This window comes from Streptomyces sp. NBC_00704, assembly GCF_036226605.1.
Classification (GTDB): Bacteria; Actinomycetota; Actinomycetes; order Streptomycetales; family Streptomycetaceae; genus Streptomyces.
Map to the genome: position 1 here is coordinate 1192205 of NZ_CP109000.1, position 24855 is coordinate 1217059.

At 73.4% G+C, this 24855-nt stretch carries 24 protein-coding genes; 9 read left to right on the forward strand and 15 right to left on the reverse strand.

The window, feature by feature from the left end; all coding sequences use genetic code 11:
• Positions 1–69 precede the first annotated feature (69 nt).
• Positions 70–2043: an RICIN domain-containing protein gene (locus tag OG802_RS05240; RefSeq protein ID WP_329407641.1), complete on the reverse strand. Its 1974-nt coding sequence runs from the start codon at positions 2041–2043 to the stop codon at positions 70–72.
• A 536-nt stretch (positions 2044–2579) separates the two neighbouring features.
• On the opposite strand from OG802_RS05240, the gene galU reads away from it, so the two are divergent.
• Complete coding sequence (gene galU / locus OG802_RS05245) at positions 2580–3512, forward strand: UTP--glucose-1-phosphate uridylyltransferase GalU (protein ID WP_329407643.1); 933 nt, start codon at positions 2580–2582, stop codon at positions 3510–3512.
• Positions 3513–3588: 76 nt separating this feature from the next.
• Here galU and OG802_RS05250 read toward each other — a convergent pair whose 3' ends face one another.
• Positions 3589–4026 carry a DUF4442 domain-containing protein gene (locus OG802_RS05250; RefSeq protein WP_329416941.1) on the reverse strand — a complete coding sequence of 146 codons (438 nt, stop codon included), beginning with the start codon at positions 4024–4026 and terminating at the stop codon, positions 3589–3591.
• Between the two features lie 256 nt (positions 4027–4282).
• Here OG802_RS05250 and OG802_RS05255 point away from each other — a divergent pair, with 256 nt between their 5' ends.
• On the forward strand, positions 4283–5278 hold the full coding sequence (locus OG802_RS05255) for a hypothetical protein (protein WP_329407645.1): 996 nt from the start codon (positions 4283–4285) through the stop codon (positions 5276–5278).
• A 28-nt stretch (positions 5279–5306) separates the two neighbouring features.
• Here the strand turns inward: OG802_RS05255 and OG802_RS05260 are convergent, their stop codons facing one another.
• Positions 5307–6098, reverse strand: coding sequence for a spermidine synthase (locus OG802_RS05260; RefSeq protein WP_329416942.1), 792 nt, complete (start codon positions 6096–6098; stop codon positions 5307–5309).
• Between the two features lie 125 nt (positions 6099–6223).
• The gene (gene tuf / locus OG802_RS05265; RefSeq protein WP_329407647.1) at positions 6224–7393 is read right to left on the reverse strand and encodes an elongation factor Tu; all 1170 of its coding nucleotides are present in this window, start codon (positions 7391–7393) and stop codon (positions 6224–6226) included.
• A gap of 513 nt (positions 7394–7906) precedes the next feature.
• On the opposite strand from tuf, the gene OG802_RS05270 reads away from it, so the two are divergent.
• The gene (locus tag OG802_RS05270) at positions 7907–8746 is read left to right on the forward strand and encodes a TVP38/TMEM64 family protein (RefSeq protein WP_329407648.1); all 840 of its coding nucleotides are present in this window, start codon (positions 7907–7909) and stop codon (positions 8744–8746) included.
• A 438-nt stretch (positions 8747–9184) separates the two neighbouring features.
• Here the strand turns inward: OG802_RS05270 and OG802_RS05275 are convergent, their stop codons facing one another.
• The 3 genes from OG802_RS05275 to OG802_RS05285 are packed head-to-tail and all read right to left on the reverse strand — an operon-like array spanning position 9185 to position 11975.
• On the reverse strand, positions 9185–9895 hold the full coding sequence (locus OG802_RS05275) for a cupin domain-containing protein (protein WP_329407649.1): 711 nt from the start codon (positions 9893–9895) through the stop codon (positions 9185–9187).
• Positions 9889–10818, reverse strand: coding sequence for a PmoA family protein (locus OG802_RS05280; RefSeq protein WP_329407650.1), 930 nt, complete (start codon positions 10816–10818; stop codon positions 9889–9891). The genes OG802_RS05275 and OG802_RS05280 overlap by 7 nt, the downstream gene beginning before the upstream one ends.
• Positions 10815–11975 (reverse strand): Gfo/Idh/MocA family protein, encoded by a 1161-nt coding sequence (locus OG802_RS05285; RefSeq protein WP_329407652.1) that lies wholly within the window; start codon positions 11973–11975, stop codon positions 10815–10817. The genes OG802_RS05280 and OG802_RS05285 overlap by 4 nt, the downstream gene beginning before the upstream one ends.
• A gap of 504 nt (positions 11976–12479) precedes the next feature.
• Here OG802_RS05285 and OG802_RS05290 point away from each other — a divergent pair.
• The gene (locus tag OG802_RS05290; protein ID WP_329407654.1) at positions 12480–13355 is read left to right on the forward strand and encodes an undecaprenyl-diphosphate phosphatase; all 876 of its coding nucleotides are present in this window, start codon (positions 12480–12482) and stop codon (positions 13353–13355) included.
• Between the two features lie 288 nt (positions 13356–13643).
• On the opposite strand, the gene OG802_RS05295 is transcribed toward OG802_RS05290, so the two are convergent.
• A complete protein-coding gene (locus tag OG802_RS05295; protein WP_329407656.1) occupies positions 13644–13970 on the reverse strand; it encodes a hypothetical protein in 327 nt (108 codons plus the stop codon).
• A gap of 26 nt (positions 13971–13996) precedes the next feature.
• Positions 13997–14461, reverse strand: a complete 465-nt coding sequence (locus OG802_RS05300; RefSeq protein WP_329407658.1) for a prevent-host-death protein — start codon at positions 14459–14461, stop codon at positions 13997–13999.
• Between the two features lie 371 nt (positions 14462–14832).
• Between OG802_RS05300 and OG802_RS05305 the strand changes: the two genes are divergently transcribed.
• From OG802_RS05305 to lnt, 3 genes are all read left to right on the forward strand, one after another.
• The gene (locus tag OG802_RS05305; protein WP_329407659.1) at positions 14833–15012 is read left to right on the forward strand and encodes a hypothetical protein; all 180 of its coding nucleotides are present in this window, start codon (positions 14833–14835) and stop codon (positions 15010–15012) included.
• A gap of 60 nt (positions 15013–15072) precedes the next feature.
• The gene (locus tag OG802_RS05310; protein WP_329407661.1) at positions 15073–15540 is read left to right on the forward strand and encodes a nuclear transport factor 2 family protein; all 468 of its coding nucleotides are present in this window, start codon (positions 15073–15075) and stop codon (positions 15538–15540) included.
• A 315-nt stretch (positions 15541–15855) separates the two neighbouring features.
• Positions 15856–17427: an apolipoprotein N-acyltransferase gene (gene lnt, locus OG802_RS05315; protein WP_329407662.1), complete on the forward strand. Its 1572-nt coding sequence runs from the start codon at positions 15856–15858 to the stop codon at positions 17425–17427.
• On the opposite strand, the gene OG802_RS05320 is transcribed toward lnt, so the two are convergent.
• Positions 17345–18256 carry a Gfo/Idh/MocA family protein gene (locus OG802_RS05320; protein WP_329407664.1) on the reverse strand — a complete coding sequence of 304 codons (912 nt, stop codon included), beginning with the start codon at positions 18254–18256 and terminating at the stop codon, positions 17345–17347. The genes lnt and OG802_RS05320 overlap by 83 nt on opposite strands.
• A 325-nt stretch (positions 18257–18581) precedes the next feature.
• On the opposite strand from OG802_RS05320, the gene OG802_RS05325 reads away from it, so the two are divergent.
• Together OG802_RS05325 and OG802_RS05330 are read left to right on the forward strand one after the other, a co-directional pair.
• A complete protein-coding gene (locus tag OG802_RS05325) occupies positions 18582–19094 on the forward strand; it encodes a DinB family protein (protein WP_329407666.1) in 513 nt (170 codons plus the stop codon).
• A gap of 223 nt (positions 19095–19317) precedes the next feature.
• On the forward strand, positions 19318–19788 hold the full coding sequence (locus OG802_RS05330) for a hypothetical protein (protein ID WP_329407669.1): 471 nt from the start codon (positions 19318–19320) through the stop codon (positions 19786–19788).
• A 46-nt stretch (positions 19789–19834) separates the two neighbouring features.
• On the opposite strand, the gene OG802_RS05335 is transcribed toward OG802_RS05330, so the two are convergent.
• From OG802_RS05335 to fabG, 5 genes are all read right to left on the reverse strand, one after another.
• Entirely contained in the window at positions 19835–20389 is a 555-nt protein-coding gene (locus OG802_RS05335; protein ID WP_329407671.1) for a hypothetical protein, read from the reverse strand.
• 167 nt (positions 20390–20556) lie between these two features.
• On the reverse strand, positions 20557–21240 hold the full coding sequence (ung, locus tag OG802_RS05340) for a uracil-DNA glycosylase (RefSeq protein ID WP_329407673.1): 684 nt from the start codon (positions 21238–21240) through the stop codon (positions 20557–20559).
• Positions 21241–21375: 135 nt separating this feature from the next.
• Entirely contained in the window at positions 21376–22929 is a 1554-nt protein-coding gene (locus OG802_RS05345; protein ID WP_329407676.1) for an ABC transporter substrate-binding protein, read from the reverse strand.
• A 270-nt stretch (positions 22930–23199) separates the two neighbouring features.
• Positions 23200–23961, reverse strand: coding sequence for an SDR family oxidoreductase (locus OG802_RS05350; RefSeq protein ID WP_329407678.1), 762 nt, complete (start codon positions 23959–23961; stop codon positions 23200–23202).
• Positions 23962–23991: 30 nt separating this feature from the next.
• A complete protein-coding gene (gene fabG / locus OG802_RS05355) occupies positions 23992–24753 on the reverse strand; it encodes a 3-oxoacyl-ACP reductase FabG (RefSeq protein WP_329407680.1) in 762 nt (253 codons plus the stop codon).
• Between the last annotated feature and the right edge of the window lie 102 nt (positions 24754–24855).

Genomic DNA, 24855 nt, shown 5'->3' on the forward strand with positions numbered 1-24855 from the left:
CGGGCGAAGGAAGAAGGAGGGGCCATCCCCTCGTGCGGCCCCTCCTTCGGCTTGACGGCGGTCGCCGGTTCAGCGCCCCAGCAAGGCGCCCGCGTTCCGCACGTCCCCGCCCATCCCGCCGAGCACGCCGGACGCCTCGGTCGTGACGGCCCCGGCGGCTTCGGCGGCCGACGCGGGGAGGGCGTTCACCACGGCGGCGGCGACCTGCCGGGCGGGCTCGGCCGGGACCGCCGGGGAAGCCGGGCCGGCCGGGGAGTCACAGCAGCCGACCTGGGCGATCCCGGTCCGCAGCCCCGGACCGGACGGAGCCGACCCGTCGGGCGCGGGAGCGCCGCCGGGGGCCGCGGTCGGGGCGCCGCCGGGCGTCGCGGGGGCCACCGGACGGGCCGGGGGCCGCGAGGAGTCCGGAGCATCCGCGGCCGGCGGGTCATCGGGCCTGCGCACCTGCGGGCCGGAGGCGCCGGGCGCGCCGGGCGCGGTCCGGGCGGTGTCGAAGACCCACCGCTGTCCGGCCGAGCCGTCCCGGCCGGCGACGACGACCGACGCCCCGGCCCCTTCGGCGTCCCGGGCGACGGCGAGTTCGTCGTCGCGGCGCAGCAACAGCTCGCCCCGGACGGTCAGATCGAAGAACGTCTCGCCCGCGTGCACCAGGCACGGGGCCAGGGCGGTCGTGCGCCGGCCCGGGTCGGCGGCCAGACAGAGGGTGGGATCGGCGGCGCTGCGCAGCAGCCCGTCGTGCTGGAACGTCCACTGCTGGGTCGCGGCCGCCGAGCAGTCCGCCAGGACGAGCCCCACACCGGCCTCGGCCCGGCCGCCCGAGGCGTCGAGGCAGAGCGTCGAGTCCGGGCCGCGCAGACCGCCGAGCGCGATCTCGACGTTGTGGGAGGCGGAGGCCGCCGACGGGGAGCCCGAGGGCGGGGCGTCGCGGGAGCCGCCGGGGAACCGCTGCCCGCCGTCGGCCGGGGTGCTGGTCCGGCCGATGGGCGCGCCCCAGGTCGCGCCGGGAGCGGGTGCGCCGTCGTCCGACCAGCCCTTGGTCACGAAGACGGTCGCGAGCAGCGCCAGGGAGGTCAGCCCCACGCCGACGAACACGGCCCGGGGACGCCTGCCCGGCAGGTCGAGCAGGCCCGCGGAGGTGGTGCGGTGCCGGCCGCCGCCGGCGGGCCGGAGCGCCCCGGCCGGGCGCACCGGTGCGTCGGCGGGGTCCGCGGACGTGCGCGCGGGTCGGGAGTCGAGATACCGGCGGGCGCCCCAGCCGAGCACGGTCTCGGCGAGCAGCACGTCCAGTCCGCCCTCGAAATGGCTGAGCTGCTCGGCGGCGTGGCGGCAGAAGCGGCAGTGCGCGAGATGACGGCGGACGTCGGGCAGCAGCGTTCCCCCGCGTCGCAGGGGAACGTCGAGGAGACGGTTGTAGAAACGGCATTCGCTCGTCGGCGCGAGTTCCCGGTGGGCGCGTACACAACCCGCCCGCAATTGTTCCCTCGCCTGCTCCAGAGCGGCGGGCGCGGCGACGCCGTCCATCCCCGACAGACCGGCCGGTACGGATATGGGTTCCGCTTCCACCTCGGTGTGCCACAGAAGGCATTGCGAGGCGGACGGCAGCAACTGGTAAGCCCTTTCCGCCAGTTGCCGCCTTTCGGCGGTCACCGTGCGCGCGGCGCGCAGTCCGCGGCCGCCGACGGTTTTCCGCAGTTCCGGCAGAACGTCCGCGACCTTGTCCTCGCCGGCCCATTCCCGCACCGTCTCCCGTACGGCGACGAGGAGTTGGGGGCGCAGGGCCCCTGCGGTGCGCCCGTCGGCCAGTCGGCCGAGCACGTCGTGGAAGGCGGCGGCGGCCACGAGGCGCGCCGTGTCCTCGGTGCCCGCCAGGCAGACGGTGGCGTAGTCGTGGGCCGGTCGCCAGTGACGGGCGAAGAGCAGCGCTATCGCATGGGCGCGGCCGTCGGGGTCGGCCAGCCGTGCGACGAGTTCGGGGTCGGAATCCCCGGGAGTCCAGCCGGGGCGGGGCGGGTGGGGCGGGCGTGGGGGGTTGGGGGATTGCACGGAACCATTTCCTTCCAAGCCGACGAACGGCACGGAAAACACGTCATCGGAAAGCAGGTGCCGGATTGGTGCGTACCTTTGGTCTGACCAGGCACGTTGACCCGATCGGACCCATCCGTAAGGGGAGGCTCACCTTTGCACACGCTCCTGACAGGAAACAAGGAGTTCGAGTGACCCAAGTTCAAAGCGAGGGAATTTCAGATAAGTTACCGGCGGTAGCCGCACCCGCATTCGAAAATGCCCCTGAGCGACGGGCTCAACTCACGCACACGGAAAGCCGGATGAGGCACAAAATCTCCGAGTTCGGCCCCGCGCGCGTCATCCGCTCCGATTCGAATCAGCCGCCCCCGCACCGCACCGACGGGGCCGGCCCCGACGTAGCGACCCACCGGCCCTCGGCCCCCCGGCCCTTCGGCCGACTCAGTGCCCCGGTCGACTCACCGGCCCACTGGCCACTGCGGGCAGCACGGCGGCGCACAGGAGACTCCCATGCGGCTCCCGGCGTACTCCCATCCGCACGGGCCAGCATCGTCCGCATGAGCGCCCTCCACTCCGCATACCGCGTCCGCAAAGCGGTCGTTCCGGCCGCCGGTCTCGGCACCCGTTTCCTGCCCGCCACCAAGGCGACCCCGAAGGAGATGCTGCCGGTCGTCGACAAGCCGGCCATCCAGTACGTCGTCGAGGAGGCGGCCGCCGCCGGTCTGGACGACGTGCTGATGGTGACCGGCCGGCACAAGCGGGCCATCGAGGACCACTTCGACCACGCCTTCGAGCTGGAGCAGGCGCTCGCCGCGAAGGGGGACACCGTGCGGCTCGACGCGGTGCGCGACCCGGCCCGGCTCGCCCACATCCACCACATCCGGCAGGGCGACCCGCTCGGTCTCGGGCACGCGGTGCTGTGCGCCCGCAACCACGTGGGCGACCAGCCGTTCGCCGTCCTCCTCGGGGACGATCTCATCGACCCGCGCGAGACGCTGCTGAGCCGGATGCTGGACGTCCGGGACCGGTACGCCGGCAGCGTGGTCGCCCTGATGGAGGTGGCGCCGGAGCAGGTCCATCTCTATGGCTGCGCGGCCGTGGAACCGTTCGGCGAGGACGGCGTCGTGCGGGTCACCGGGCTCGTGGAGAAGCCCGCGCGCGAGGACGCGCCGAGCCGGTACGCCGTCATCGGCCGCTACGTCCTCGACCCGGCCGTGTTCGACGTCCTGGAGCGCACGGGGCCGGGACGCGGCGGCGAGATCCAGCTCACCGACGCGCTCCAGGTGCTGGCGGCGCGGGGCGAGGTGCGCGGGGTGGTCTTCTCGGGTCGCCGGTACGACACCGGCGACAAGGCCGACTATCTGCGCACGGTCGTCCGCCTGGCCTGCGACCGGCCCGACCTGGGACCGGAGTTCACCGCCTGGCTCAAGGACTTCGTGGCGGGCCTGGAGGAGGGCGGCGCCGAGCGGCGCCGGCGGCCGGCCGCCTGACGGGACGACCCGGACGACCCGGACGACGGCCGACTCCCCCGCGTCAGGCGTGGGCGGGGGCGGACGGGGCGCGGGGTCAGCCGTTGGGGCGCAGGGTCCACGTCACGGTCATCTCGCCGGTGACGGCCCCGTCGGCGCGGCGGATCTCGATGGCGACCGGGAACTCGGGGCGCTCCCCCGCGTCGAGCTGTGCGACGACCTCGGCGGCCGGTCGCCCCAGGGTCGCGGTGGCGGTGACGACGCCCATCGCCAGCTTCCGGTAGGCGATCTCCGCGCCGACGGCGAGCGGGACGGCCCGCGAGAGCTGGTCGCCGAAGGCCGCGAGGACGATCGCGCCGCTGGCGGACTCGCCCAGCGTGAACATCGCCCCGGCGTGCGGGCCGCCGACGTGGTTGTGGAAGTCGCCCTGGTCCGGCAGCGCGACCACGGCCCGTTCCGGGCCGGCCTCGATGAACTCGAGGTTCAGGGTCCTGGCCATGGGCACCGTGGCGGCGAGCATCTCGCCGATGGACATCTGGTCTGCGCTCATGCCGTGAGGTTACCTGTGAGTAGCTTCAACTGACCAGCCGATGTGACGCTCGCCGCACGGCCGCCCGCCCTCCCCCACGGCCCCGTCCGGCGACGCGGGCGGCGGCCCGGCACCGGACGCCCGCATTCCGGAAGTACCGGGGCACTGTGCGCGGATCGCCGCCGCCCGGCCCCGATTCGGTACATCCCTGTCTGGGGGCGGTGACCGAACCGTGTCCGGGACGGCACTAGTGTTTCTGGCCATGTGGCCAGGACAGCAGCCGCCCGGGGGAGAGCAGAACCCGCAGGCGCAGAACAATCCGTACCAGCAGCCGGGATACCAGCAGCCGAATCCGTATCAGCAACCCGGCTACCAGCAGCAGCCCAACCCGTATGCGACGCAGCCGATGTGGGGCGCGCCCACACCGCCGCCCGGCGGCGGGGGCAACCGGACCAAGCTGGTCGCGATCATCGCGGCCTCGGCCGTCGTCGTGGCCGCCGGAGTCACCGGATTCCTGGTGCTGGGCGGCGACGACGACGATCCGGCCCCGGTGAGCAAGGGCAGCTCCAGCCCCTCGGTCTCCGGCTCCGCGCCGGCGTCCGCGTCGGCCGGCACGGACGACAACCCGCGCAGCGGCGAGACGGAGAAGCCGACCGTCGCCGGCTGGAAGGTCGTCGTGAACCCCAAGTGGGGCATCGCCTTCGACGTGCCGGGCGACTGGGAGGTCCAGTCGCCGGGGCTCAGCCAGGGCTTCGAGTGGGAGGACAAGAAGAAGTCCGACGGCTACGACCGGATCCTCCAGGGAGGCACGGCCGAGTACAAGTCGAAGTGGTGCTCGGTGGACTCCGACAAGGACGGCAAGGTCGAGGACACCGCCCTGGCCACGGTCGGCAGCAAGGGCGCGGAGGGCGCCAAGAGCACCGACGAGATCGCGATCAACACGCCCGCGTGGTGGGTGTTCGGCGGCTACACCGAGCCCGACAAGAAGAGCCTCACCTTCGACAAGAAGGCCACGCCCTTCACGACGGCCTCCGGGATCAAGGGCAGTTACGCCTGGGCGCAGTCGACGAACACGCCCCAGAAGGGCAAGTGCGACAGCGACGGCAAGGCGATCACCTTCGGTTTCAAGAACGGCAACAGCGACTACGTGTCCTGGAACCTGTACGGGGCCAAGGGCGTGAAGGACGAGCTGCCGAAGGCCACGATCATGCAGATCCTCAGCACCGTACGGCTGCACGGTACGCCCACCCACAACTAGGGTCCGCGCCCGGCCGTTCGCCGGCCGTTCAGCCGATGCCGAACGCGCCCTCGGGCGGTTCGGGCGACGGCACGGCGTCCTCGTCACGGACCGGGCGCGCGTCGCCGATGAGACGGCGCAGGCCCGGGCCGTGCTCCACCCGGGCCGGGAACGCGTCGGAGGCCGTGCGGCGGGCCAGGGCCGGCAGGTCGAGCGGGCGGTGCGCGGCGGCCAGCACCGCGTTGCCGAAGCGCCGCCCGCGCAGCACCGCCGGCTCCGCGATCAGCACCAGTTCCCCGAACACCTCGGCCAGGTTGGCGAGCTGGGACCTGAGGAAGGCGAACGGCGCCGCGTCGGCGAGGTTCGCCAGGTAGACCCCGTCGCCGCGCAGGACGCGGGCCGCCTCGCGCGCGTAGGCGAGGGAGGTCAGCGGGGCGGGGACCCGGGAGCCGCCGAAGACGTCGGCGACGAGGACGTCGGCGCGGTCGTCGGGGGCCGCCTCCAGCCAGGCCCGCGCGTCGGCCGCGTGCAGTGCGACACCGGCCCGCGACGGCAGGGGCAGGTGCTCGACGACCAGGTCCAGCAGGGCGCGGTCGAACTCGACGACGTCCTGCCGGGAACCCGGCCGGGTCGCGGCCACGTACCGGGGCAGGGTGAGCGCGCCGCCGCCGAGGTGCAGCACGTCCAGGGGCCGGCCCGGTTCGGCGACGACGTCCAGGACGTGGCCGAGCCGGCGCGCGTACTCGAACTCCAGGTGCGTGGGGTCGTCGAGGTCGACGTACGACTGCGGCGCCCCGTCGACCGTCAGCAGCCACGCCCGGTCCCGGTCGACGTCGGGCATCAGCTTGGCGGTGCCGTGGTCGACGGCTCGGGTGACGGGTACGGGCTCGTCGTTCACCCGCTCATTGTGCCGGGCGTGGCCCGCCCACCGGGCCACGCCCCCGCCCCCCGCGTGACGGCGCGGCCCTACAGCACGGCCGTCACGGTGCCCGCGGCGACGGTCCGCCCGCCCTCGCGGACGGCGAAGCCGAGGCCCGGCTCCAGCGCGACGTCGCGGCCGAGTTCGACGGTCACCGCGACGGTGTCCCCGGGCCGCGCGAGCGGGATCTCGCCCAGGTCCACGTCCCCGACGACGTCCGCGGTGCGGATGTAGAACTGCGGCCGGTATCCGGTGGAGACCGGCGTCGCACGCCCGCCCTCCCGCGTCGACAGCACGTACATCCGCGCCTCGAACCGCCGCCGCGGCGTCACGCTTCCGGGCGCGGCCACGACGTGCCCCCGGCGGACGGCGTCACGCGGCACGCCGCGCAGCAGCAGGGCCACGCTGTCGCCGGCCTGGGCCTCCGTCATGGGCCTGCCGAAGGTCTCCAGGCCCGTGACGACGCTCTCCAGGCCCGCGCCGAGCACGTCGACCCGGTCGCCCACGCGGACGGTGCCCCGCTCCACGGCGCCGGTGACCACGGTCCCCCGGCCGGTGATGGTGAGCACGTTCTCCACGGGGAGCAGGAACGGCGCGTCCAGGTAGCGCTCGGGCACGGGCACGTAGGTGTCCACGGCGTCGAGCAGGGCGTCGACGGCGCGGGTCCAGCGGGGGTCGCCCTCCAGGGCCCTCAGCCCCGACACCCGCACCACGGGCGCGGTGTCGCCGCCGTAGCCGTGCTCGGTGAGCAGGTCGCGGACCTCCAGCTCGACGAGGTCCACGAGCTCCTCGTCGCCCGCGTCGGCCTTGTTGAGCGCGACCACGATGTGGTCCACCCCCACCTGCCGGGCCAGCAGGACGTGTTCGGCGGTCTGCGGCATGATCCCGTCGAGCGCGGAGACGACGAGGATCGCCCCGTCGAGCTGCGCGGCGCCGGTGACCATGTTCTTGACGTAGTCGGCGTGGCCCGGCATGTCGACGTGCGCGTAGTGCCGGGTGTCGGTCTCGTACTCGACGTGGGCGATGTTGACGGTGATCCCGCGCGCGACCTCCTCGGGGGCGCGGTCGATGCGGTCGAAGGGCACGAAGGAGCCGGTTCCGCGGTCGGCGAGAACCTTGGTGATGGCGGCGGTCAGGGTGGTCTTGCCGTGGTCGACGTGACCCATGGTGCCGATGTTGAGATGCGGCTTGGTCCGCACGTAAGCGGTCTTGGGCATGGCTGTACCTCGAAGCGTGTCCGTGGGAGATCCATGGAGAAGCCCATGGAGAGATGCCGTGGAAGGGGGGACCCCGAGGACGGTCCGACCCTCCCCCTGAGGGGTCCGCCGGGCAGTCCGGGGAGGGTCAGCTTCGGGCGCCGCCGGCTGTGGCCGCGAGGATCAGGACGGCAGCCTTCGGCGCGTCCGCGACCGCGGGCGCTGCGAGAGGGAAGGACTGCCGGAACATGAGGTCGATCCTCGTCGACGGTTCGTCAGGTGTCGAATGGTTTTCGCCGGATCGCACGGGTTCGCGCCCGCTGTCCGGCCTCACCTGTCCGCCCCGCGTCCCGTGCGCACCGTCGGAGCGGCCCGGGGCGGCGCCGATGTCCTTCAGGGCCTCACGGACCGTCAGGGGCGCGAACCCGCCGCGTTCGCGCACGACTGTGCGGCGCGCCCGCCGGGCCCGCGCCGGTGACGGTCATGAGACGGACCATACGGCGATCACATGTGTTCGTCCGTTAGTGTCACGGGATGCTCGATGCCACCACCCGCTCTGGGGGCACCGCCACGGCCTCTCCCCGGGCCGCCGGCACGGACTTCGTCGTTCCGCTGCTCACGCCCACCCCCCTGCCCGTGATCACGCCCCTCGCCGCCTCCGTCGTCGCGCGCGTCCCGGCCTCGGCTGCCGTTCCCGGCGGCCTCGCCGCGCGCTGCGGCAGAGTGCTGCTGTCGCCCTGGGCACGGCTGGCGCTGCTGGTCGCGCTGCTGGCCACGGCCGCGGCGAGCGTGCTGCTCTTCGAGCCGCAGAAGCTCCTCGCGGACGGCTGGCCGTCCCAGTCGGGCGGCGCGTCGGCGGCCGCGCTCTTCGCGGCCGCCTACGGGCTGTGCACGGTGGCCTTCGTGCCGAGACCACTGCTGAACCTGGCGGCCGGCGCGCTGTTCGGCTCCCAGTGGGGCGTCGGCGCGGCGCTGGCCGGCACGGTGCTGGGGGCGGGGATCTCCTTCGGACTGGGTCGCGTACTGGGCCAGGAGGCACTGCGGCCCCTGCTGCGCGGCCGCCTCCTCAAGGCGGCGGACGGCCAGCTCAGCCGGCACGGCCTGCGCTCCATGCTGGCGGCCCGGCTGTTCCCGGGGGTGCCGTTCTGGGCCGCGAACTACTGCGCCGCGGTCTCCCGCATGACCTGGCCGTCCTTCCTGCTGGCGACGGCGCTCGGCTCGATCCCCAACACCGCCGCCTACGTCGTCGCCGGGGCCCGCGCCTCCTCCCCGACCTCGCCGGCCTTCCTGATCGCGATGTTCTGCATCGCCCTGCCGGCACTGGTCGGCGCGGCGGTGGCCTGGCGCAAGCGCCACCACCTGCGCCGGCCGTAGCCGTCGGGGGCTCTCTCCGTCGGCGGCCGCGGCCGCCGACGAGCCGCCGTCAGCCGATGCGCGGGATCCATCCAGGGCTGTTCGCCGCCGTCCTGCCGTCCACGGTCGTCCGGCGCGTCCACCGGGAGCGCCGGAGCGGGAGCCGTGGCCGCAGCCGGAGCGGGGGGCCGGAGCGGTCGTGGAAGCCCTCGGGGCGGTCGGCTGCACGGACTCCAGGACCATCGCGTCGGAGTGGTCATCTGCTCGGCGTCCTGCGGCGACGTCCTGCGGGGACGCGGTGCGCCACGACGACGTGAGCGCCCGCCCGCGGACGCCGGGCTGGACGGTGGCGGGCCCTGCCGCCGCCTCCGCACCGGCCCGCCGTGATTCCGCCCGCACCGCGGTGACCGCCTGCGCCGGCGGTGCCGAGCCGGGACCGGGCTCACCCGCGACCGGGCGTCAGGCGTACACGTCCAGCCGTCCGCACATGCCGAATCTCCCCCGCGCGGACGGCCCCTCGGCCCGCACCGCGGCCTCGGCGAGATGGGAGACGTCCCCCTCGGCCAGCCGGTCGAGCTGCTCCCCGGTGGCCTCGGCGGCCGCGCGCGCACCGTGCGCCCAGCGTTCGCGCCACTCGGCAAGCCGGGGCCGGACGAGCGCCGCGGCGGCCCGGTGGAAGGCGGTCAGGGCCTCCCGGGGGTCCGGCGCCGCGCGCAGCATCCGGTAGCCCTCCAGCGCGAGGTCGCGCCGCGCGCGGGCGGCCCGAGCCTGCTCCTCCGGCTGCGCGTCGGTGGGGATGGCGGTCACGGCGGCGTACGCCTCCGGGTCGGCGAGGTGCTCCGGCGGCAGGGTGAGCACCGCGTCCCCCGCCTCGGGCAGCCCGCCGTTCTGCATGAGGACGGTGATGCGCAGCTCGTCCTCGTTGACCAGGCGGTGGATCGTGCCCGGGGTGAACCAGGCGACGGCGCCGGGCGCCAGCGGCGTCACCCGATGGCCGGAGAGGGTGAGGGTGTGCACCGCCCCGCGTCCGCCGGTGACGACGTAGCCCTCCGAACAGGCCAGGTGCACATGGGGTGTTCCGCCGCGCAGACCGTCCGCGGCGGGCCAGTCGTAGACGCGCAGGCGCGAGACGGCGACCCCGCCGGGGAGTCCCCCGTACGTGCTCACCACGGGTGCGTGCGCAGGTACTTGGCGATCTCCTCGCGCTCCCACGCGCCGTCGGCCACCACCACCCGGTAGCCGCGGGTGAGCGTGTCACCCGGCGCCAGCTCCAGCTCGTCGAAGAAGGCCCAGGACGGGGCGATGCCCGCGAAGGGCTCGTTGCGCACGAACCAGTGGGCGGGGTGGCTCCCGCCCGCGCCGGTGTGGTCGTTCGCGGGGGCGTGCTCGAAGACGACGGTGGCGTGGCCGTCGGCGCCGTCGTGCTCCCCGCTGAGGGCGAGCCACGGGCTCTGCGAGGCCATCAGACCGGGCCCCTCGCCGTCGGGTCCGATGATCCGGCCGTCCCGGAAAGCGCGCGGGCCGCGCCAGAACAGGCCCGTGTATCCGGCCATCTCGCGCCCGGCGGTGGTCGGACTCCCGAAACGCAGCGGCTCGGCACGGCGGTTGGTGACGGCGCTGGTCCAGGTCAGCGCCCAGGAACCGGAGTCGTGCTCGACGTCGTGCACCTCGACGCGGCGCGACTCCTCCGCCCACAGTTCACCGCCGGCCGGATGCCAGGTCAGCCGTTCGGCGATGACGGCCCGGCCCGCGCCCGCGGCGACCTCGTCGAAGCCGACGTGCGCCATCGACCCGACCCGCTCGGGCAGTTCCAGGTACCCCTCGCCGTGGACGTACGAGTTGCCGCCCCACAGGTTGGCGCCCGAAAGGTGCGAGGCGGTCAGGGACAGCCCCTTGTGCCAGCGGTGGTCGTGGGGCCGGTAGTCGGTGACGACGTCCCCGGCGAGCGTCCGCAGCGGGTGGATGTACGGCTTGGGCGCTTCCCAGGCCGCCTCGGGCCGGTACACGTAGGAGAGGAGTTCGACGCCGGTGCCTGGGTCGGTCACCGTGACGCGGTCGCCGTGGACGTGCACGAGCCGCAGCTCCGCGGTCATGCGGGCACCTCCGCGGGCGCGGCCGCCGGCGCCCATCCCGGAGCGCCGCCGTGCAGCGCCGTGTAATAGGGGTCGCCGGGACCGATCTCGCCCCGCCGCACGGTCGTGTCCGTGAACGCCGACCGGTACAGCGCGGTGATCAGCTCCAGACTGGTGCGGCCGTCGGCGCCGCTGCTGCGCGGTCGCCGGCCGGCGCGCAGGGAGGCGACCAGCTCGCGCAGCTGGGCCAGGTGCGAACTCGGGACGTCGGCGCCGAAGTCCCGCCAGCCTGCCGCCTCGTCGGCCGGGACGCCCGGGGCCGGGGTGAGGCGCCAGTCCGCGTTGGAGTGGCCGTACAGGTGGGTGAGCTCGACGGTGGCGCGTTCGCAGTCGATCCGGATGCGGCTGACCTCGTCGGGGCTCAGGACGCTGTTGACGACCGTGGCCAGGGCGCCGCTCTCGAAGCGGAGCAGGGCGGTGGACACGTCCTCCGTCTCCACGTCGTGCACGAGCCGCCCGGCCATCGCCCGCACCTCGCTCCACGGGCCGAGGAGGTCGAGCAGCAGGTCCGTCTGGTGGATGCCGTGGCCCATCGCCGGGCCGCCGCCCTCGGTGCGCCAGCGACCGCGCCAGGGCACGGCGTAGTAGGCGGTGTCGCGGTACCAGGTGGTCTGGCAGTGGGCGACGAGCGGCCGGCCGAGGGCCCCGTCGCCGAGCAGCCGGCGCACGTGCCGGGCTCCCGACCCGAAGCGGTGCTGGAAGACGATCGAGGAGTACGGGCCTCCCGGATCCCCCTCCTCGGCCGCCACGGCGTCGTAGTCGGCCAGGGTCGGCACAGGCGGCTTCTCGCACCACACCCAGGCGCCCGCCCGCAGCGCGGCCACGCTCTGCTCGCGGTGCAGGGTGGGCGGGGTGCAGATGGTCACCAGGTCGGGCCGCTGCTCGGCCAGCATCCGGTCCAGGTCGGTGTAGGCGTGCGGCACGCCGCCCTCCGCGCAGAACGCCCGCACGGCGTTGGCATCGATGTCAACGGCCGCCACGACCTCGGTCTCGCCTTCCGCGGCGAGCTGCCGGAAGGCGGGCAGATGCGAGTCGCGGGCGATCGCGCCGGCGCCGACGACGGCGGCCCGGATGCGCCGGCCGTCGAGCGGACCGGGCGGCGGAGTGGTGGGGGACATGGGCGTGATCAGCACTCCTCCGACGTACGGCCGTGGACCTGGCGGGTCCGGCAAGCGTGCGGGAGGCGCCCGGCACCGGCGGTACCCGTGCGGCGGCGGTACGCGTGCACCGGCGGCACCTGTGCACAGCAAGCGCTTTCCCGTCGGCAGCAACGTATGCGGCGGCCGGGCGACCGGTCAACCGTCCGTGCGCCGGGACCTGCGGCCCGGTCGGCCCGGCAACACCGCCGGTCAGCCTCGCGCACCGCGTCCCGGCGCGACCCGGCGCGCCATCGGATCGACCGCGCCCGCCCCGGACGAACGGCTCGGCGGCGTGCCCCGGCGACCCGGACCGGCTCCCGGTGTGCGTCTCGCGAGCGGGGCCGGGCGCCCGCTCCTCAAACCCCTGTGCGGTACCCGCCTTACGGGACCGCTACCCTTCCTTTGCACACCCTTGATCTTCGGGCGCGGCCGTCTGCCGTCGCCGCCGCCCCTCTCCGATCGGCACTTGGACTCCGTAACCTCATGTCTTGGTTTGAATCCCTCATCCTCGGACTCGTCCAGGGGCTGACCGAGTTCCTCCCCGTCTCCTCCAGCGCGCACCTGCGGCTGACCGCCGCGTTCTCCGGCTGGGAGGACCCGGGCGCCGCCTTCACGGCGATCACCCAGATCGGCACGGAGGCGGCCGTACTGATCTACTTCCGCAAGGACATCGGGCGGATCATCGCCGCGTGGAGCCGGTCTCTGTTCGACAAGACGATGCGCGGGGACCACGACGCCCAGATGGGCTGGCTGGTGATCGTCGGCTCGATCCCGATCGGCGTGCTGGGCGTCACTCTCAAGGACCAGATCGAGGGCCCCTTCCGCGACCTGCGCATCACGGCCACGATGCTCGTCGTGGTCGGCGTCGTGATCGGCATCGCCGACCGGCTCGCGGCCCGCGACGAGACGGGCGGCAAGCACCGCGCGCCCAAGCAGCGCAAGACCCTGGAGAACCTGGGCGTCAAGGACGGCCTCGTCTTCGGCCTGTGCCAGGCCTGTGCCCTCATCCCCGGCGTCTCGCGCTCCGGCGCGACCATCAGCGGCGGCCTGTTCATGGGCTACAAGCGCGAGGCCGCGGCCCGTTACTCGTTCCTGCTCGCCATCCCGGCGGTGCTGGCCTCCGGGGTCTTCGAGACGAAGGACGCGCTGGAGGGCGGCCATGTGGCCTGGGGACCGACGCTGTTCGCCACGGCGATCGCCTTCGCGTCGGGCTACGCGGTCATCGCCTGGTTCATGAAGTACATCAGCACCAAGTCCTTCATGCCGTTCGTCTACTACCGCATTGCCCTCGGTGTGGTGGTGATTGTGCTGGTCAGCATGGGTGTGCTCAGCCCGCACGCGGGCGAATCCGGCGGCTGAGGCAGCGCTGTCCAGCATTTCCCGGCTGTATTGATCACGAGCGTCGTTGACACTGGCGGGTCTTGAACATGGCGAAGACCTCCGATGTGGTGGAGCTGTCTGGGAACACACCGCACGGAGGTCTTCGTGTCCCACCGTAATGCCCGGCTGACCGTTCACGGCCGGCGGCACGGGGTGCGGTCACGCTTCTCTCACGTTCGCGCTCGAAGTCCCCGGTCGCGGCAGCCACACAGCGATCATCCCCATCGGATGCGCGCTCACCGACGATGTGCACGCTGCGAAGCGCGCCTACTTCGTCTCGTTCGGGTGGCTCGTGTGCACCTGCTCCAGGAAGACCGTGCGCTCGTGGACGTAGAACCAGATGCGCGCGGTGCCCTTCGCAGTCGGTTTGTGCTGCCACCGCTCATGGGGCGCGTCGCCACGCCCGATGACGCCGAGCTCACCCTTGAGCCGATAGTTCGTCGGCGTCATGGACAGCGGCGTCCGCGTGAGGAAGTCCCAGGTCTCCGTCACGGGGTTGCGGATCGTCGCGACGACGTCGCGCCAACCCTTCTGCGCGTCGGCTGTGGCGAAGCGGATCTCGTACTCGATCTTCTTCGGTGGGCAAGGAACCAACTCGCCCTTCCTGGCGGCCGCCACGGCTACGGACGCTCCACGGTCTCATCGTCGTCGAGCCACTCCAGATCGGCACTGTCGCTGCTGAGCCCGGCCGCGACGGCCGTGGCCGTCTCCTTCCAGGAGGTCAGCTCTGCGAGCGCGAGGTGCGGCTGGCCGGTGGCGAACGACGCGCGCGCCGCATCGACGAGGTCCTGCGCGCAGGACTCCCGGTCGGCCGGCGACAGCGCGAGCATCCAAGGGAAGGCCTTGGACATCCGCTCGGCGAGCGAGCCGCGGTCGTCGAGGGTGACGGTGATGAGTTGTGCGGCAAAGTTCAGCAAGCGGGCACGGCCCTCGGCCTCACGCTGCGACATCAGGACCAGAGCCTCGCCGTCGCGCCGGGTCACCGTCACGGGGTGATCCTCGGCCTCGGCGAAGACCTCGGCGGAGTGCTTGCTCAGGTCCGAGGAGCGCCGAGTCGCCACGGGGAGGCCTGCTGTGATGGTCATGGATCCATAGTATTCGGAACGTATTCGGAAGTCTAGTGGAGGCCGCAGAGTGCGTGCGCCGGACTCGACCTCCGGATGCGGTCCGCCCCCCGTCGCGACCGGCGCGCTGAGCCCGCACGCGGCGGAGTCCGCCGGCTGACCCCGCCGCTCCCCGGCCTCGCGCTCCCCGGCCTCGCGGTCGCCTGCCCGCGCTCCGGAACGCCCGCGCCGTTCCGCACCGTTCCGCACCGGCCGACCCAAACCGCCGCCGAGGAAGCGAAGTTGACCGACCGGCTGACCGTCCGGCCGGTCGATCGGCCGTGACCAAGCCCATAGCCTGGCGCGTAGCCGTCCGGTAGCGCAGTGTCAGTGGATGCGCCTACGCTTGTCGCATGTCCCCCCACTCTGTCGCCTCTGGTTCCGTGCGGTCCGCCGCCGAGTTGAACGAGCGGATTCGCGCCCTCTGGGCGCGCGCGGGCGGGTCGCTGTCGGCCCAGGAGCGGGCCGAGTACGAACTGCTGGTCGTGGAGTGGGCCGCGGCGATCCGCGGCGAGGTGGTCGCGGCGGCCTGAAGCCGCGCCGATCGCCGCACGGACCTTGGCTGTGCACCCGCCATGCCCAACACTCGGGCCATGACGCAGCGTGTGGAGCTCGCCGCCGTGATGGACCGGCTGGCCGTCGACGGACTGATCACCGACTACGCCGTGGCGGTGGACGACGGCGACTGGACGGCGTACCGGCAACTGTTCACGGCCGACGGACGCGCGGACTACCGGTCGGCCGGCGGCATCGAGGGCGAGGCGGGGAACGTCGCGTCCTGGCTCGCCGACACCCTGAGGGCGTTCGCGATGCGGCAGCACCTCATCGTCAACCGCCGGGTGCGGTTCGGCGTCCTGGACCAGGACACCGGCGACACGGCACAGGTGCAGGCCGACTACGTCAACCCCATGCGCCTCGCCGACGGGCGTGCGGAAGCGCCGGCCGAGGCGCCCGACTTCATCTGCGGCGGCCGGTACTCCTTCGCCCTGCTGCGCACGCCCGAGGGCTGGCGGGTGCACGAGGTGGTCGTACAGGAGAAGTGGCGGCGGCTCCCCGGCTGACACCGCCGCCCCGACCGCATCCCCACGACCGGAGCCCGCTGCCAGCGACCGTGCGCCCGGCCGCCAACACGACTGTGAACGACGGCCCGTCGACGACGGCACCGAATCGGGGCGGAGCCCGGCGCACGGCGGAGACCGTAGCGGGACACACCGCTGCCCCCCCGCGCGCGGCGGTGTCCGGTCGCCGCGTTCCGGCCCGGTGCGACGTGTGCACGGGGTGGTGCGCCGCTCGGGAACGGGCGGCGCGCACGCCCTGTCGGAGGTCGTCCCCGAGGCGCACACTGAAGCGACCCAACCCGGGTAGGGAGGTGTCGTATGAACAGATGCGGCCACTGGCTCACCTCCCCCTGGCGACGTACGGCCGTCGCCGCCCTCGCGGGCGCCCTGCCCGTGCTCGCCTTCCCGGGGCCCGCCCTGTGGTGGTGGGCCTACGTGGCGCTCGTGCCGTGGATCCTGCTGGCGCGCTCCGCGCCCACGGGGCGGCGCGCGGCGTACGACGGCTGGGGCGGCGGGTTCGGCTTCATGCTGGCGATGCACCACTGGCTGCTGCCGGACCTGCATGTGTTCACCCTCGTCCTGGCCGCGCTGCTCGGCGGGCTGTGGGCGCCGTGGGCGTGGCTGGTGCGCCGGTTCCTCGCCGAGGCCGAGGCCCCCACGCGCGGGCGGGTGCTCGCCGCGCTGCTGGTGCTTCCCTCGGCCTGGCTCGCCGTCGAGCTCGTCCGGTCCTGGCAGGGGCTGGGCGGGCCGTGGGGTGTGCTGGGGGCCAGCCAGTGGCAGGTGGCGCCCGCTCTGCGGCTCGCCTCCGTCGGCGGGGTGTGGCTGCTGAGCTTCCTGGTGGTCGCGGTCAACGTGGCGGCCGCCGTTCTCGTGGCGCTCCCCGCGTCCCGGGCGCCGGCCGTCGCCGGCCTGGTCGCCACCGCCGCCACGGCCTCCGCCGCGTGGGCGTGGGCGCCGCGTCCCGACGCCGACGGGGACACCCGGGTCGCCGTCGTCCAGCCGGGCGTCATCGACGGGCCCGACCTGCGCTTCGACCGCGAGGAGGAGTTGACGCGCCGTCTGGTCGGACGGGACGTCGATCTGATCGTCTGGGGCGAGAGCAGCGTCGGCTACGACCTCGCCGAGCGCCCCGACCTGGCCCGGCGGGTCGCCGGGCTGGCGCGGGCCACCGGCGCCGACATCCTCGTCAACGTCGACGCCCGCCGCTCCGACCGGCCCGGCATCTACAAGAGCTCGATCCTCGTCGGCGCGGGCGGCCCGACCGGCGACCGGTACGACAAGATGCGCCTGGTGCCGTTCGGCGAGTACATACCGGCCCGTGCGCTGCTGGGCTGGGCCACCTCGGTCGGCAGGGCGGCCGGTGAGGACCGGCGGCGTGGCGCCGGACAGGTCCTGATGGACGCGGGTCACGGGGTGCGCGTCGGGCCGGCGGTGTGCTTCGAGACGGCGTTCCCGGACATGAGCCGGCATCTCGTCGAGGACGGCGCGGACCTGCTGGTAGGTCAGTCGTCGACGTCGTCGTTCCAGCGGAGCTGGGCGCCCGCGCAGCACGCCTCGCTGGGCGCTCTGCGCGCCGCGGAGACCGGCCGGCCCTTCGTCCACGCCACGCTGACCGGCGACTCTGCCGTCTACGACGCAAGCGGCCGGCGGCTCGGCCCGTGGCTGGGTCCGGACGCGAGCACGGCCGCGGTGTACGACGTGCCGCTCGCCGACGGCGTCACCCTGTACGTCCGCTACGGCGACTGGGCCGTCCACGGGGCGCTGCTGGTCCTCGTCGCCCTGGGCCTCACCGAGGGCGTGCGGGCGGTCAGGCTGCGGCGGACCGTTCCAGCACCGCTAGGACCACCCGCTCGCACAGTTCGTGCGTGGCCAGCGCGTCCCTGGCGCTGAGCACCTTTCCCGCGCGCACGGCGTCGAGGAAGCCGACGACCGCCTGCTCGATGCCGCGCTGGCGGGCCACCGGCACCCAGTCGCCGCGCCGCCGCACCGTCGGCTGTCCCTTGTGGTCGACGACGTCGGACAGGTTGATCACCTGGCGCTTGGTGTCCTGCCCGGACACCTCCAGGATCTCCTCGTTGGAACCGCTGAGCCGGTTCATCACGCCGAGGGCGGTGAAGCCGTCGCCGGAGAGCTGGAGGACGACGTGATGCAGCAGCCCCTCCACCACGCGGGCGCGGACGGTCACGTCGTCGACCGGGCCGGGCGCCAGGAAGCGCAGGGTGTCGACGACGTGGATGAAGTCGTCGAGGATCATCGCGCGCGGTTCCTCGGGCAGGCCTACCCGGTTCTTCTGCAGGAGGATCAGTTCACGAGGATGGTCGGCGCACTGCGCGTAGCCGGGCGCGAGCCGCCGGTTGAAGCCCACGGCCAGCGTCGTGTTCCGGGCCTCGGCGAGCGTCACCAGGCGCTCGGAGTCGGCGAGTTCGTAGGCGAGGGGCTTGTCCACGTACGTCGGTACGCCCGCCTCCAGCAGCCGGCCGACGATCTCGGGGTGGACGGCGGTGGGGGCGTGCACGAAGACGGCGTCCATCCCGGCGGCGAGGAGTGCGTCGAGGTCGCGGTGGCGCTGCTCGCGGGGCACCCGCAGGCCGTCGGCGACCCGGTCGAGGGTGGCGGGGGTGCGGGTCTGCAGGTGCAGCTCGATCCCGGGCAGCGCGCCCAGCACGGGCAGGTACGCCTTCTGTGCGATGTCGCCGAGTCCGACGCAGCCGACCTTCACGGGCGCTCCTTCAGTGCTTGCCTGCCTGCCCGGCAGCATACGGCCCCGCCCGGGCGGGGCGAGGAGCGGCCGTCCCCGGACGGCATCGCGGGGGCCTGGGCCGGGGTCCCGCCCTGTCGGCCGGCGGCCGGTGACCGGCGGCCGGTGGCCGTGGCCGGTGGCCGGCCACCGGCCACGGCGGCCGTGGCCGGTGGCCGTGGCCGGTGGCCGGTGACCGGTGGCCGTGGCCGGTGACCGGTGACCGGTGACCGTGGCCGTGTCCGACGGCCGGTGGCCGGTGGAAAACCCGTGGTGGGCGGAGCGGTCGGCGGGCACCATGCGGGGGATGACGACACCGCGCACCGTACCGGCCCTGAACGCCGACGAACGCACGATGCTGGAAGGCTGGCTGGACTACCACCGGCAGACCCTGGCGCTCAAGTGCGAGGGCCTCACCGACGGCCAGTTGCGCACCGCCTCGGTGCCGCCGTCCGAACTGTCCCTGATGGGGCTGGTGCGGCACATGGCGGACGTGGAGCGCAGCTGGTTCCGCAGGGTGCTCGCGGGCGACGGGGCCGGACCGCTCCACTACAGCGACGCGGACCCGGACGGCGAGTTCCACCTCACCGAGGCGGACACCTGGGCGCAGACGCACGCCACCTGGCAGGCCGAGATCGAGACCGCCCGGCGGTACGCGGCCGGCTTCGCCCTGGACGATCTCTCGCGCGGCCCGAGCAGGTTCACCGACGAGCCGTTCAGCCTGCGCTGGATCTACACGCACATGATCGAGGAGTACGCCCGCCACAACGGCCACGCCGACCTGATCCGCGAGCGGATCGACGGCGCCACCGGGGACTGACGCCCGCGACCGCCGACCGCCGGCCGCGGGCATCGGCGTCGGCGTCGGCGTCGGCGTCGGCCTGGGCCTCGGCGTCGGGGTACCGCCGGCACAGGTCGTCGCCCGTGGCGGCGTCAGCGGGGGCGGCGTCGCGCCCTTCGTACGGGGTACGGGATCACCCGTGCGGGGCAACCTCCGCTCGTGTGCTGTCGCTCGGGCGGCCGGACCCGACAGAGTGGCGCGGGTGCATCGAACGACGACTACCGCGACGCTCCTGGTCACCGTGGCCCTCTCGGCCCTGTCCGGCTGCGTGACCGTCCAGCGTCCGCCCGTGCCCGGTCCCGCCGCGGCGCCCTCCGAGCCGTCCGTGCCGCGGCCGGACGGGCGGGCCGGGACCCAGATCGTGCAGGCGCCGGTCCGGGAGGCGCTGGAGATGGCGGAACCGTCCCGCGAACCGGAAGGGCGGCGGACGGAGCGGCGGCGGGAGCCCGCCGAGGAGCCGCCGGCCGGGCCGCCCGCGTCGTCCGGTCCTCGTCCGCCCGCCCGACCTCCCCACGAGCAGCCGCGACCGCACGCACGGCCGCGCGTGGACCTCCAGGACGTGGAGGACGCGGTGCGCGGGAAGGCCGACGTGTGCGCCTTCGGCAGGAAGTACGGCGGGTGGCAGGGCGACAGCCCGGAGGCGGTGCTCTGCCGGCGGGCCTACGGGCGGTGAGCACGGGCCGGGTGGCCGGGGGCTGCCGTACCGGCGCCCTCCGCTCTCATCGGTCCCGCCGCCACTCGCCCTCCCCGAGACGCAGCTCCATCCTGCTGATCGCGGCCCGCATCCCGTCCCCGTAGCTGTCGTCGCCCAGTGCGGCGGCCGCCCGGCGGGCCCGGCGCACATGGGAGCGGGCGGCGTCGGGGCGGCCGAGCTTCACGTAGTCGGCGGCCAGGTTGAGGTGGAGGGAGGGGAAGAGCGCCCTCGCCTCGGGGGAGCCCCGGCCGTGGGCCCCGCCCTCCGGCTCCTCCCCCGGCCGGCCGCGCCCGTCCTCCGAGCCGTCCCCCGGGCCGTCCGCCGGGCCGTCGTGCTCCTGCGCCGCCGTCAGCGCCCGCAGGTCCCAGGCCAGTTCGTCGCAGGGGTCGTCGTGGGTGTCGGCGAGGTAGTGGGCGAGGGTGCAGCGGTGCAGGGCGTCGCCCTCCTCGCCGATCTCCGTCCACAGGCCGAGGAGGCGGCGGCGGGCCTCCTCGCGGTCTCCCCCGTGGTGCAGCATCACGACCTGCCCGATCCGCGTGAGCAGGGTGTCCGCCGTCGTGCGCCCCTGTCGCTCCGCCACCCTCGGCCTCCTTGCGTCGTTGCGACGACGCTAGCCGCCCGCGCGGACGATCACGGTCAGGCGGCACCGGGCCGGGCCCGACGGGTACCGGCCCGGCGGCGGGAGGCCCCCGCCGGAGCGGCGGACGGCCCCGGCCGAACCGGGCGGGCGGCCCCCGCCGGACCGTGTCAGGCCCGGTTCGGGATGGTCCAGTCGATGGGCTCGTGGCCCTGCTGGGCCACCGCCGCGTCGATCTGGGTGAACGGGCGGGAGCCGAAGAACTTCTTCGCCGACAGCGGCGAGGGGTGCGCGCCCTTGACCACGATGTGCCGCGTCTCGTCGATGAGGGGCAGCTTCTTCTGCGCGTAGTTGCCCCACAGCACGAAGACCGCCGGGTCGGGCCGGTCGGCCACCGCGCGGATCACCGCGTCGGTGAACTTCTCCCAGCCCTTGCCCTTGTGCGAGTTCGCCTCCCCGGCGCGGACCGTGAGGACCGCGTTGAGCAGCAGGACACCCTGCTGCGCCCACGGCATCAGGTAGCCGTTGTCCGGGATGGGCGTGCCCAGCTCCGCGTGCATCTCCTTGTAGATGTTGCGCAGCGACGGCGGGATCTTCACGCCGGGCCGCACCGAGAAGCACAGGCCGTGTCCCTGGCCCTCGCCGTGGTAGGGGTCCTGTCCGAGGACGAGGACCTTCACCCGCTCGTACGGTGTCGCGTCGAGCGCGGCGAACACCTCCTCGCGCGGAGGGTAGACGGGGCCTTTCGCCCGCTCCTCCTCGACGAACTCCGTCAGCTCCTTGAAGTAGGGCTGCTGCAGTTCGTCGCCCAGAACCCCGCGCCAGGACTCGGGCAGCATGGCGATGTCGGTCACGTCAACGTCCTTCGGTGTGCGGTCGCTTCAGACCACAGAACCTACAGGCGGCCACTGACAGCCCGGCCCGCGGCCGGTCTGCCCGCCCGCCACCGGGCGCGGCGCCCGGCTCGTCACCCGTGCGCCGGCCCGTCGCTACCAGCTGGTCTTCCGCGAGAGCTCCCACACCATCATGATCGTCGACGGGTCGAGGGCGCGCTCTCCGCCCGAGACGTCCTCGGAGGAGGCGATGTACTGCTTGCCCTGCCACAGCGGCAGCAGCCGGGCGTCCCGGACGAGGATCTGCTGGGCCTCCTCGAAGTCCTTCGACACCTCGGCGCGGTCGCTCTCCCGGCGCGAGCGGGGCAGCAGCACCTGCGTGATCTTCTTCTCCGGGTAGGGCGTGCCGAGCGCGTTCTGCTCGCCGACGAAGGGGGCGATGAAGTTGTCGGGGTCCGGGAAGTCGGGGGCCCAGCCGCGCCCGAACACCGGGTACTCGCCGTTCTGGTAGCCGACCACGTAGGTGTTCCAGGGGCTGCTCTTCAGGGTGACCGAGAACAGGCCGGACGCGTCCAGCTGACGCTTGATCTCCTTGAACTCCAGCGCGGTGTCGGAGCCGTAGCGGTCGGTGGTGTACCAGAGGGTGAGCGGCACGGTCCGCGTGATGCCGCCCTCGGTGAGGATCTTGCGGGCCTTGGCGGTGTCGGGGTCGCCGAAGGAGTCGAAGAAGCCGGTGGTGTGGCCGGTCAGGCCGGTCGGGACCATGGAGTACAGCGGGTCGACGGTGTCCTTGTACACCTTGTGGGCGATGGCGGCCCGGTCGATGACCTGGGCGATGGCCCGGCGCACGGCCAGCTTGTCCGACCAGGTGTCCTTGGGGTTGAAGACCAGGTAGTTGATGTTGGTGGCCGCGCCCTCGACGAGTTGCAGGCCCTCGTTCTCGGCCTTCTTGTTCTCCAGGTCGACGATGTCGTCGGCGGCGAGCCCCTGGTAGGTGATGTCGATGTCCCTGGCGCGCAGGGCCTTGACCATGGCGCCGGAGTCCTGGAAGTAGCGGATGTTCACCGCGTCGTTCCGGCGCTCGGCGAGGCCCTTGTAGTGGTCGTTGCGCACGAGGACGGACTGCTTGCCCTCCTCGTAGGACTGCAGCCGGTAGGGCCCGGAGCCGACGATCCCGTCGTCCTTGCGCAGGGACTTCGCGGGGTAGTCGTCGGGGTCGACGATCGACATGCCGGGGGTGGCGAGCACGAACGGGAAGGTGGCGTCGGCCTTGTTCAGGCGGAAGAGCACCTCGCCGTCGCCCTTCGTCTCGACGCTGTCCAGGCTGCCGAGCAGGCCGTTGGGGCCGGTGGGGGCGTTGATCGCGCGGATCCGGTCGATCGAGTACTTCACGGCCTTGGCGTCCAGGGCGTCGCCGTTGGAGAACGTGAGCCCGTCGCGCAGTTCGCACCGGTAGACGCGGCTGGTGTCGTCCGTGAACCCGCAGGACTTGGCGGCGTCCGGCTGCGGGGCCGTCGTGCCGTACGGGTAGCTCAGCAAGGTCTGGTAGATGTTGCGGAACAGCTCCCAGGAGCCGTCCCAGGCGGCCGCGGGATCCAGCGTGCTGGGCGCACTGGTGGTGCCCACCACGATCGGCCCGGCGTCGTCGGAGCTCTCCTCCCCCAGGAGGCTGCACCCGGCCACCAGGGATATGGACACGATCGCCGCCATTCGCTGCAAGGATCGGTTCCGGTTGAACACGCGCACGCTCCTCGATCTGCCATGCCAAGGGTTGGCAGACCATACCGCAGCGCCAGGCGGCCTGAACCCGCGCCTGTACGGCGTTCTTGATCACTCTCGGTATGACGACGTTGTCATCACCGTGTTCGGGGTGGAGATGTCCGGTATAGGACGACACGGGCGCCGTTTCCGTCGGGGAAACGGCGCCCGTGGACGCGGTCGTCGCGGTGGTCCCGGACCGGCGTGCGGTCCGGGGCGTTCTCAGCCCACGCCGGCGTTGAGGAAGATCCCGCCGTCGACGACGATGTTCTGGCCGGTGATCCAGTCGGACTGGTCCGAGGTCAGGAACGCGGCCGTGCCGCCGATGTCGGACGGCACGCCCAGCCGGGCCAGCGGGTAGGCCGCGGCCGCCTCCTCCTCGCGGCCCTCGTACAGGGCCTGGGCGAACTTGGTCTTCACCACGGCGGGGGCGATCGAGTTGACCCGCACGCGCGGCGCGTACTCGTGCGCCAGCTGCACGGTCAGGTTGATCATCGCGGCCTTGCTGATGCCGTAGGCGCCGATGAAGGGGGAGGCCGAGATTCCCGCGACGGAGGCGATGTTGACGATCGCGCCGCCGTTCTCCTTCTGCCAGGCGTGCCAGGTGCGCTGCGCGAAGCCGAGCGCGGAGACCACGTTGGTCTCGAAGACCTTGCGGGCCACGTTGAGGTCCAGGTCGGCGATCGGCCCGAACACCGGGTTCGTGCCGGCGTTGTTGACCAGGAAGTCGACGCGGCCGAAGGCCTCCATCGTGCGGGCCACGGCGGCGGCCTGGTGCTCCTCGTCGTGCGCCTTGCCGGCGACGGCGATGACCCGGTCGGCGCCGAGCCGCTCGACGGCCTCCTTCAGGGCGTCCTCGCCCCGGCCGGTGATGCAGACCCGGTCGCCGCGGGCGACGAGCGCCTCGGCGACGCCGTAGCCGATGCCCCGGCTGGCTCCGGTGACGAGGGCGACCTTGCCGGAGAGTGCGGGCAGTTCAGTCATGTTCGTGATCCCCAGGGTCCTTGGCAGCGGTTAGTCGAGCGGTCCGCCGGCGACGTACAGCACCTGGCCGGAGACGAAGCCGGCGGCCTCGTTCGTGAAGAAGGCGATCGCGTTGGCGACGTCGCCGGGCTCGCCGACGCGCGCGACCGGGATCTGGGTGGCCGCCGCGGCCTTGAACTCCTCGAAGCCCATGCCGACGCGGGCGGCGGTGGCGGCCGTCATGTCGGTGGCGATGAAGCCGGGGGCGACGGCGTTGGCGGTGATGCCGAACTTGCCGAGCTCGATGGCCAGGGTCTTGGTGAAGCCCTGGAGACCGGCCTTGGCGGCCGAGTAGTTGGCCTGGCCGCGGTTGCCGAGCGCCGAGGACGAGGACAGGTTGACCACGCGGCCGAAGCCGGCGTCGACCATGTGCTTCTGGACGGCCTTCGTCATGAGGAACGAGCCGCGCAGGTGCACGTTCAGGACGGTGTCCCAGTCGGCGGCGCTCATCTTGAACAGCAGGTTGTCGCGCAGGACGCCGGCGTTGTTGACGAGGATGGTCGGCGCGCCGAGCTCCTCGACGATCCGCGCGATCGCGGCCTCGACCTGGGCCTCGTCGGAGACGTCGGCGCCGATGGCGACGGCCCTGCCGCCGGCCGCGGTGATCTTCTCGACGGTGTCCTTGCAGGCGGCCTCGTCGAGGTCGACGACCGCGACGGCGCGGCCCTCGGCCGCCAGCCGTACGGCGGTGGCCGCTCCGATGCCCCGTGCCGCGCCCGTGACTACGGCGACCCGCTGCTCAGTGGTGGACATTGCTGGTTCTCCTCGCCCTTGAGAAAGCCTGATGCGCCCGGAGGCGCTGTTCCGCCCGGGGCGCCGGTGCGCCCGGCCGGCGCCGGTGCGCCCGACTGGTGA

Coding starts and splice junctions, on each gene's coding strand:
- OG802_RS05305 (WP_329407659.1), top strand. CDS start 14,833: ATGTCCCCCCACTCTGTCGCCTCTGGTTCCGTGCGGTCCGCCGCCGAG.
- fabG (WP_329407680.1), bottom strand. CDS start 24,753: ATGTCCACCACTGAGCAGCGGGTCGCCGTAGTCACGGGCGCGGCACGG.
- OG802_RS05325 (WP_329407666.1), top strand. CDS start 18,582: ATGACGACACCGCGCACCGTACCGGCCCTGAACGCCGACGAACGCACG.
- galU (WP_329407643.1), top strand. CDS start 2,580: ATGAGCGCCCTCCACTCCGCATACCGCGTCCGCAAAGCGGTCGTTCCG.
- OG802_RS05260 (WP_329416942.1), bottom strand. CDS start 6,098: ATGCCCGACGTCGACCGGGACCGGGCGTGGCTGCTGACGGTCGACGGG.
- OG802_RS05300 (WP_329407658.1), bottom strand. CDS start 14,461: ATGACCATCACAGCAGGCCTCCCCGTGGCGACTCGGCGCTCCTCGGAC.
- OG802_RS05270 (WP_329407648.1), top strand. CDS start 7,907: ATGCTCGATGCCACCACCCGCTCTGGGGGCACCGCCACGGCCTCTCCC.
- OG802_RS05280 (WP_329407650.1), bottom strand. CDS start 10,818: ATGACCGCGGAGCTGCGGCTCGTGCACGTCCACGGCGACCGCGTCACG.
- OG802_RS05255 (WP_329407645.1), top strand. CDS start 4,283: ATGTGGCCAGGACAGCAGCCGCCCGGGGGAGAGCAGAACCCGCAGGCG.
- OG802_RS05285 (WP_329407652.1), bottom strand. CDS start 11,975: ATGTCCCCCACCACTCCGCCGCCCGGTCCGCTCGACGGCCGGCGCATC.
- OG802_RS05310 (WP_329407661.1), top strand. CDS start 15,073: ATGACGCAGCGTGTGGAGCTCGCCGCCGTGATGGACCGGCTGGCCGTC.
- OG802_RS05345 (WP_329407676.1), bottom strand. CDS start 22,929: ATGGCGGCGATCGTGTCCATATCCCTGGTGGCCGGGTGCAGCCTCCTG.
- OG802_RS05250 (WP_329416941.1), bottom strand. CDS start 4,026: ATGTCCATCGGCGAGATGCTCGCCGCCACGGTGCCCATGGCCAGGACC.
- OG802_RS05290 (WP_329407654.1), top strand. CDS start 12,480: ATGTCTTGGTTTGAATCCCTCATCCTCGGACTCGTCCAGGGGCTGACC.
- OG802_RS05350 (WP_329407678.1), bottom strand. CDS start 23,961: ATGACTGAACTGCCCGCACTCTCCGGCAAGGTCGCCCTCGTCACCGGA.
- tuf (WP_329407647.1), bottom strand. CDS start 7,393: ATGCCCAAGACCGCTTACGTGCGGACCAAGCCGCATCTCAACATCGGC.
- lnt (WP_329407662.1), top strand. CDS start 15,856: ATGAACAGATGCGGCCACTGGCTCACCTCCCCCTGGCGACGTACGGCC.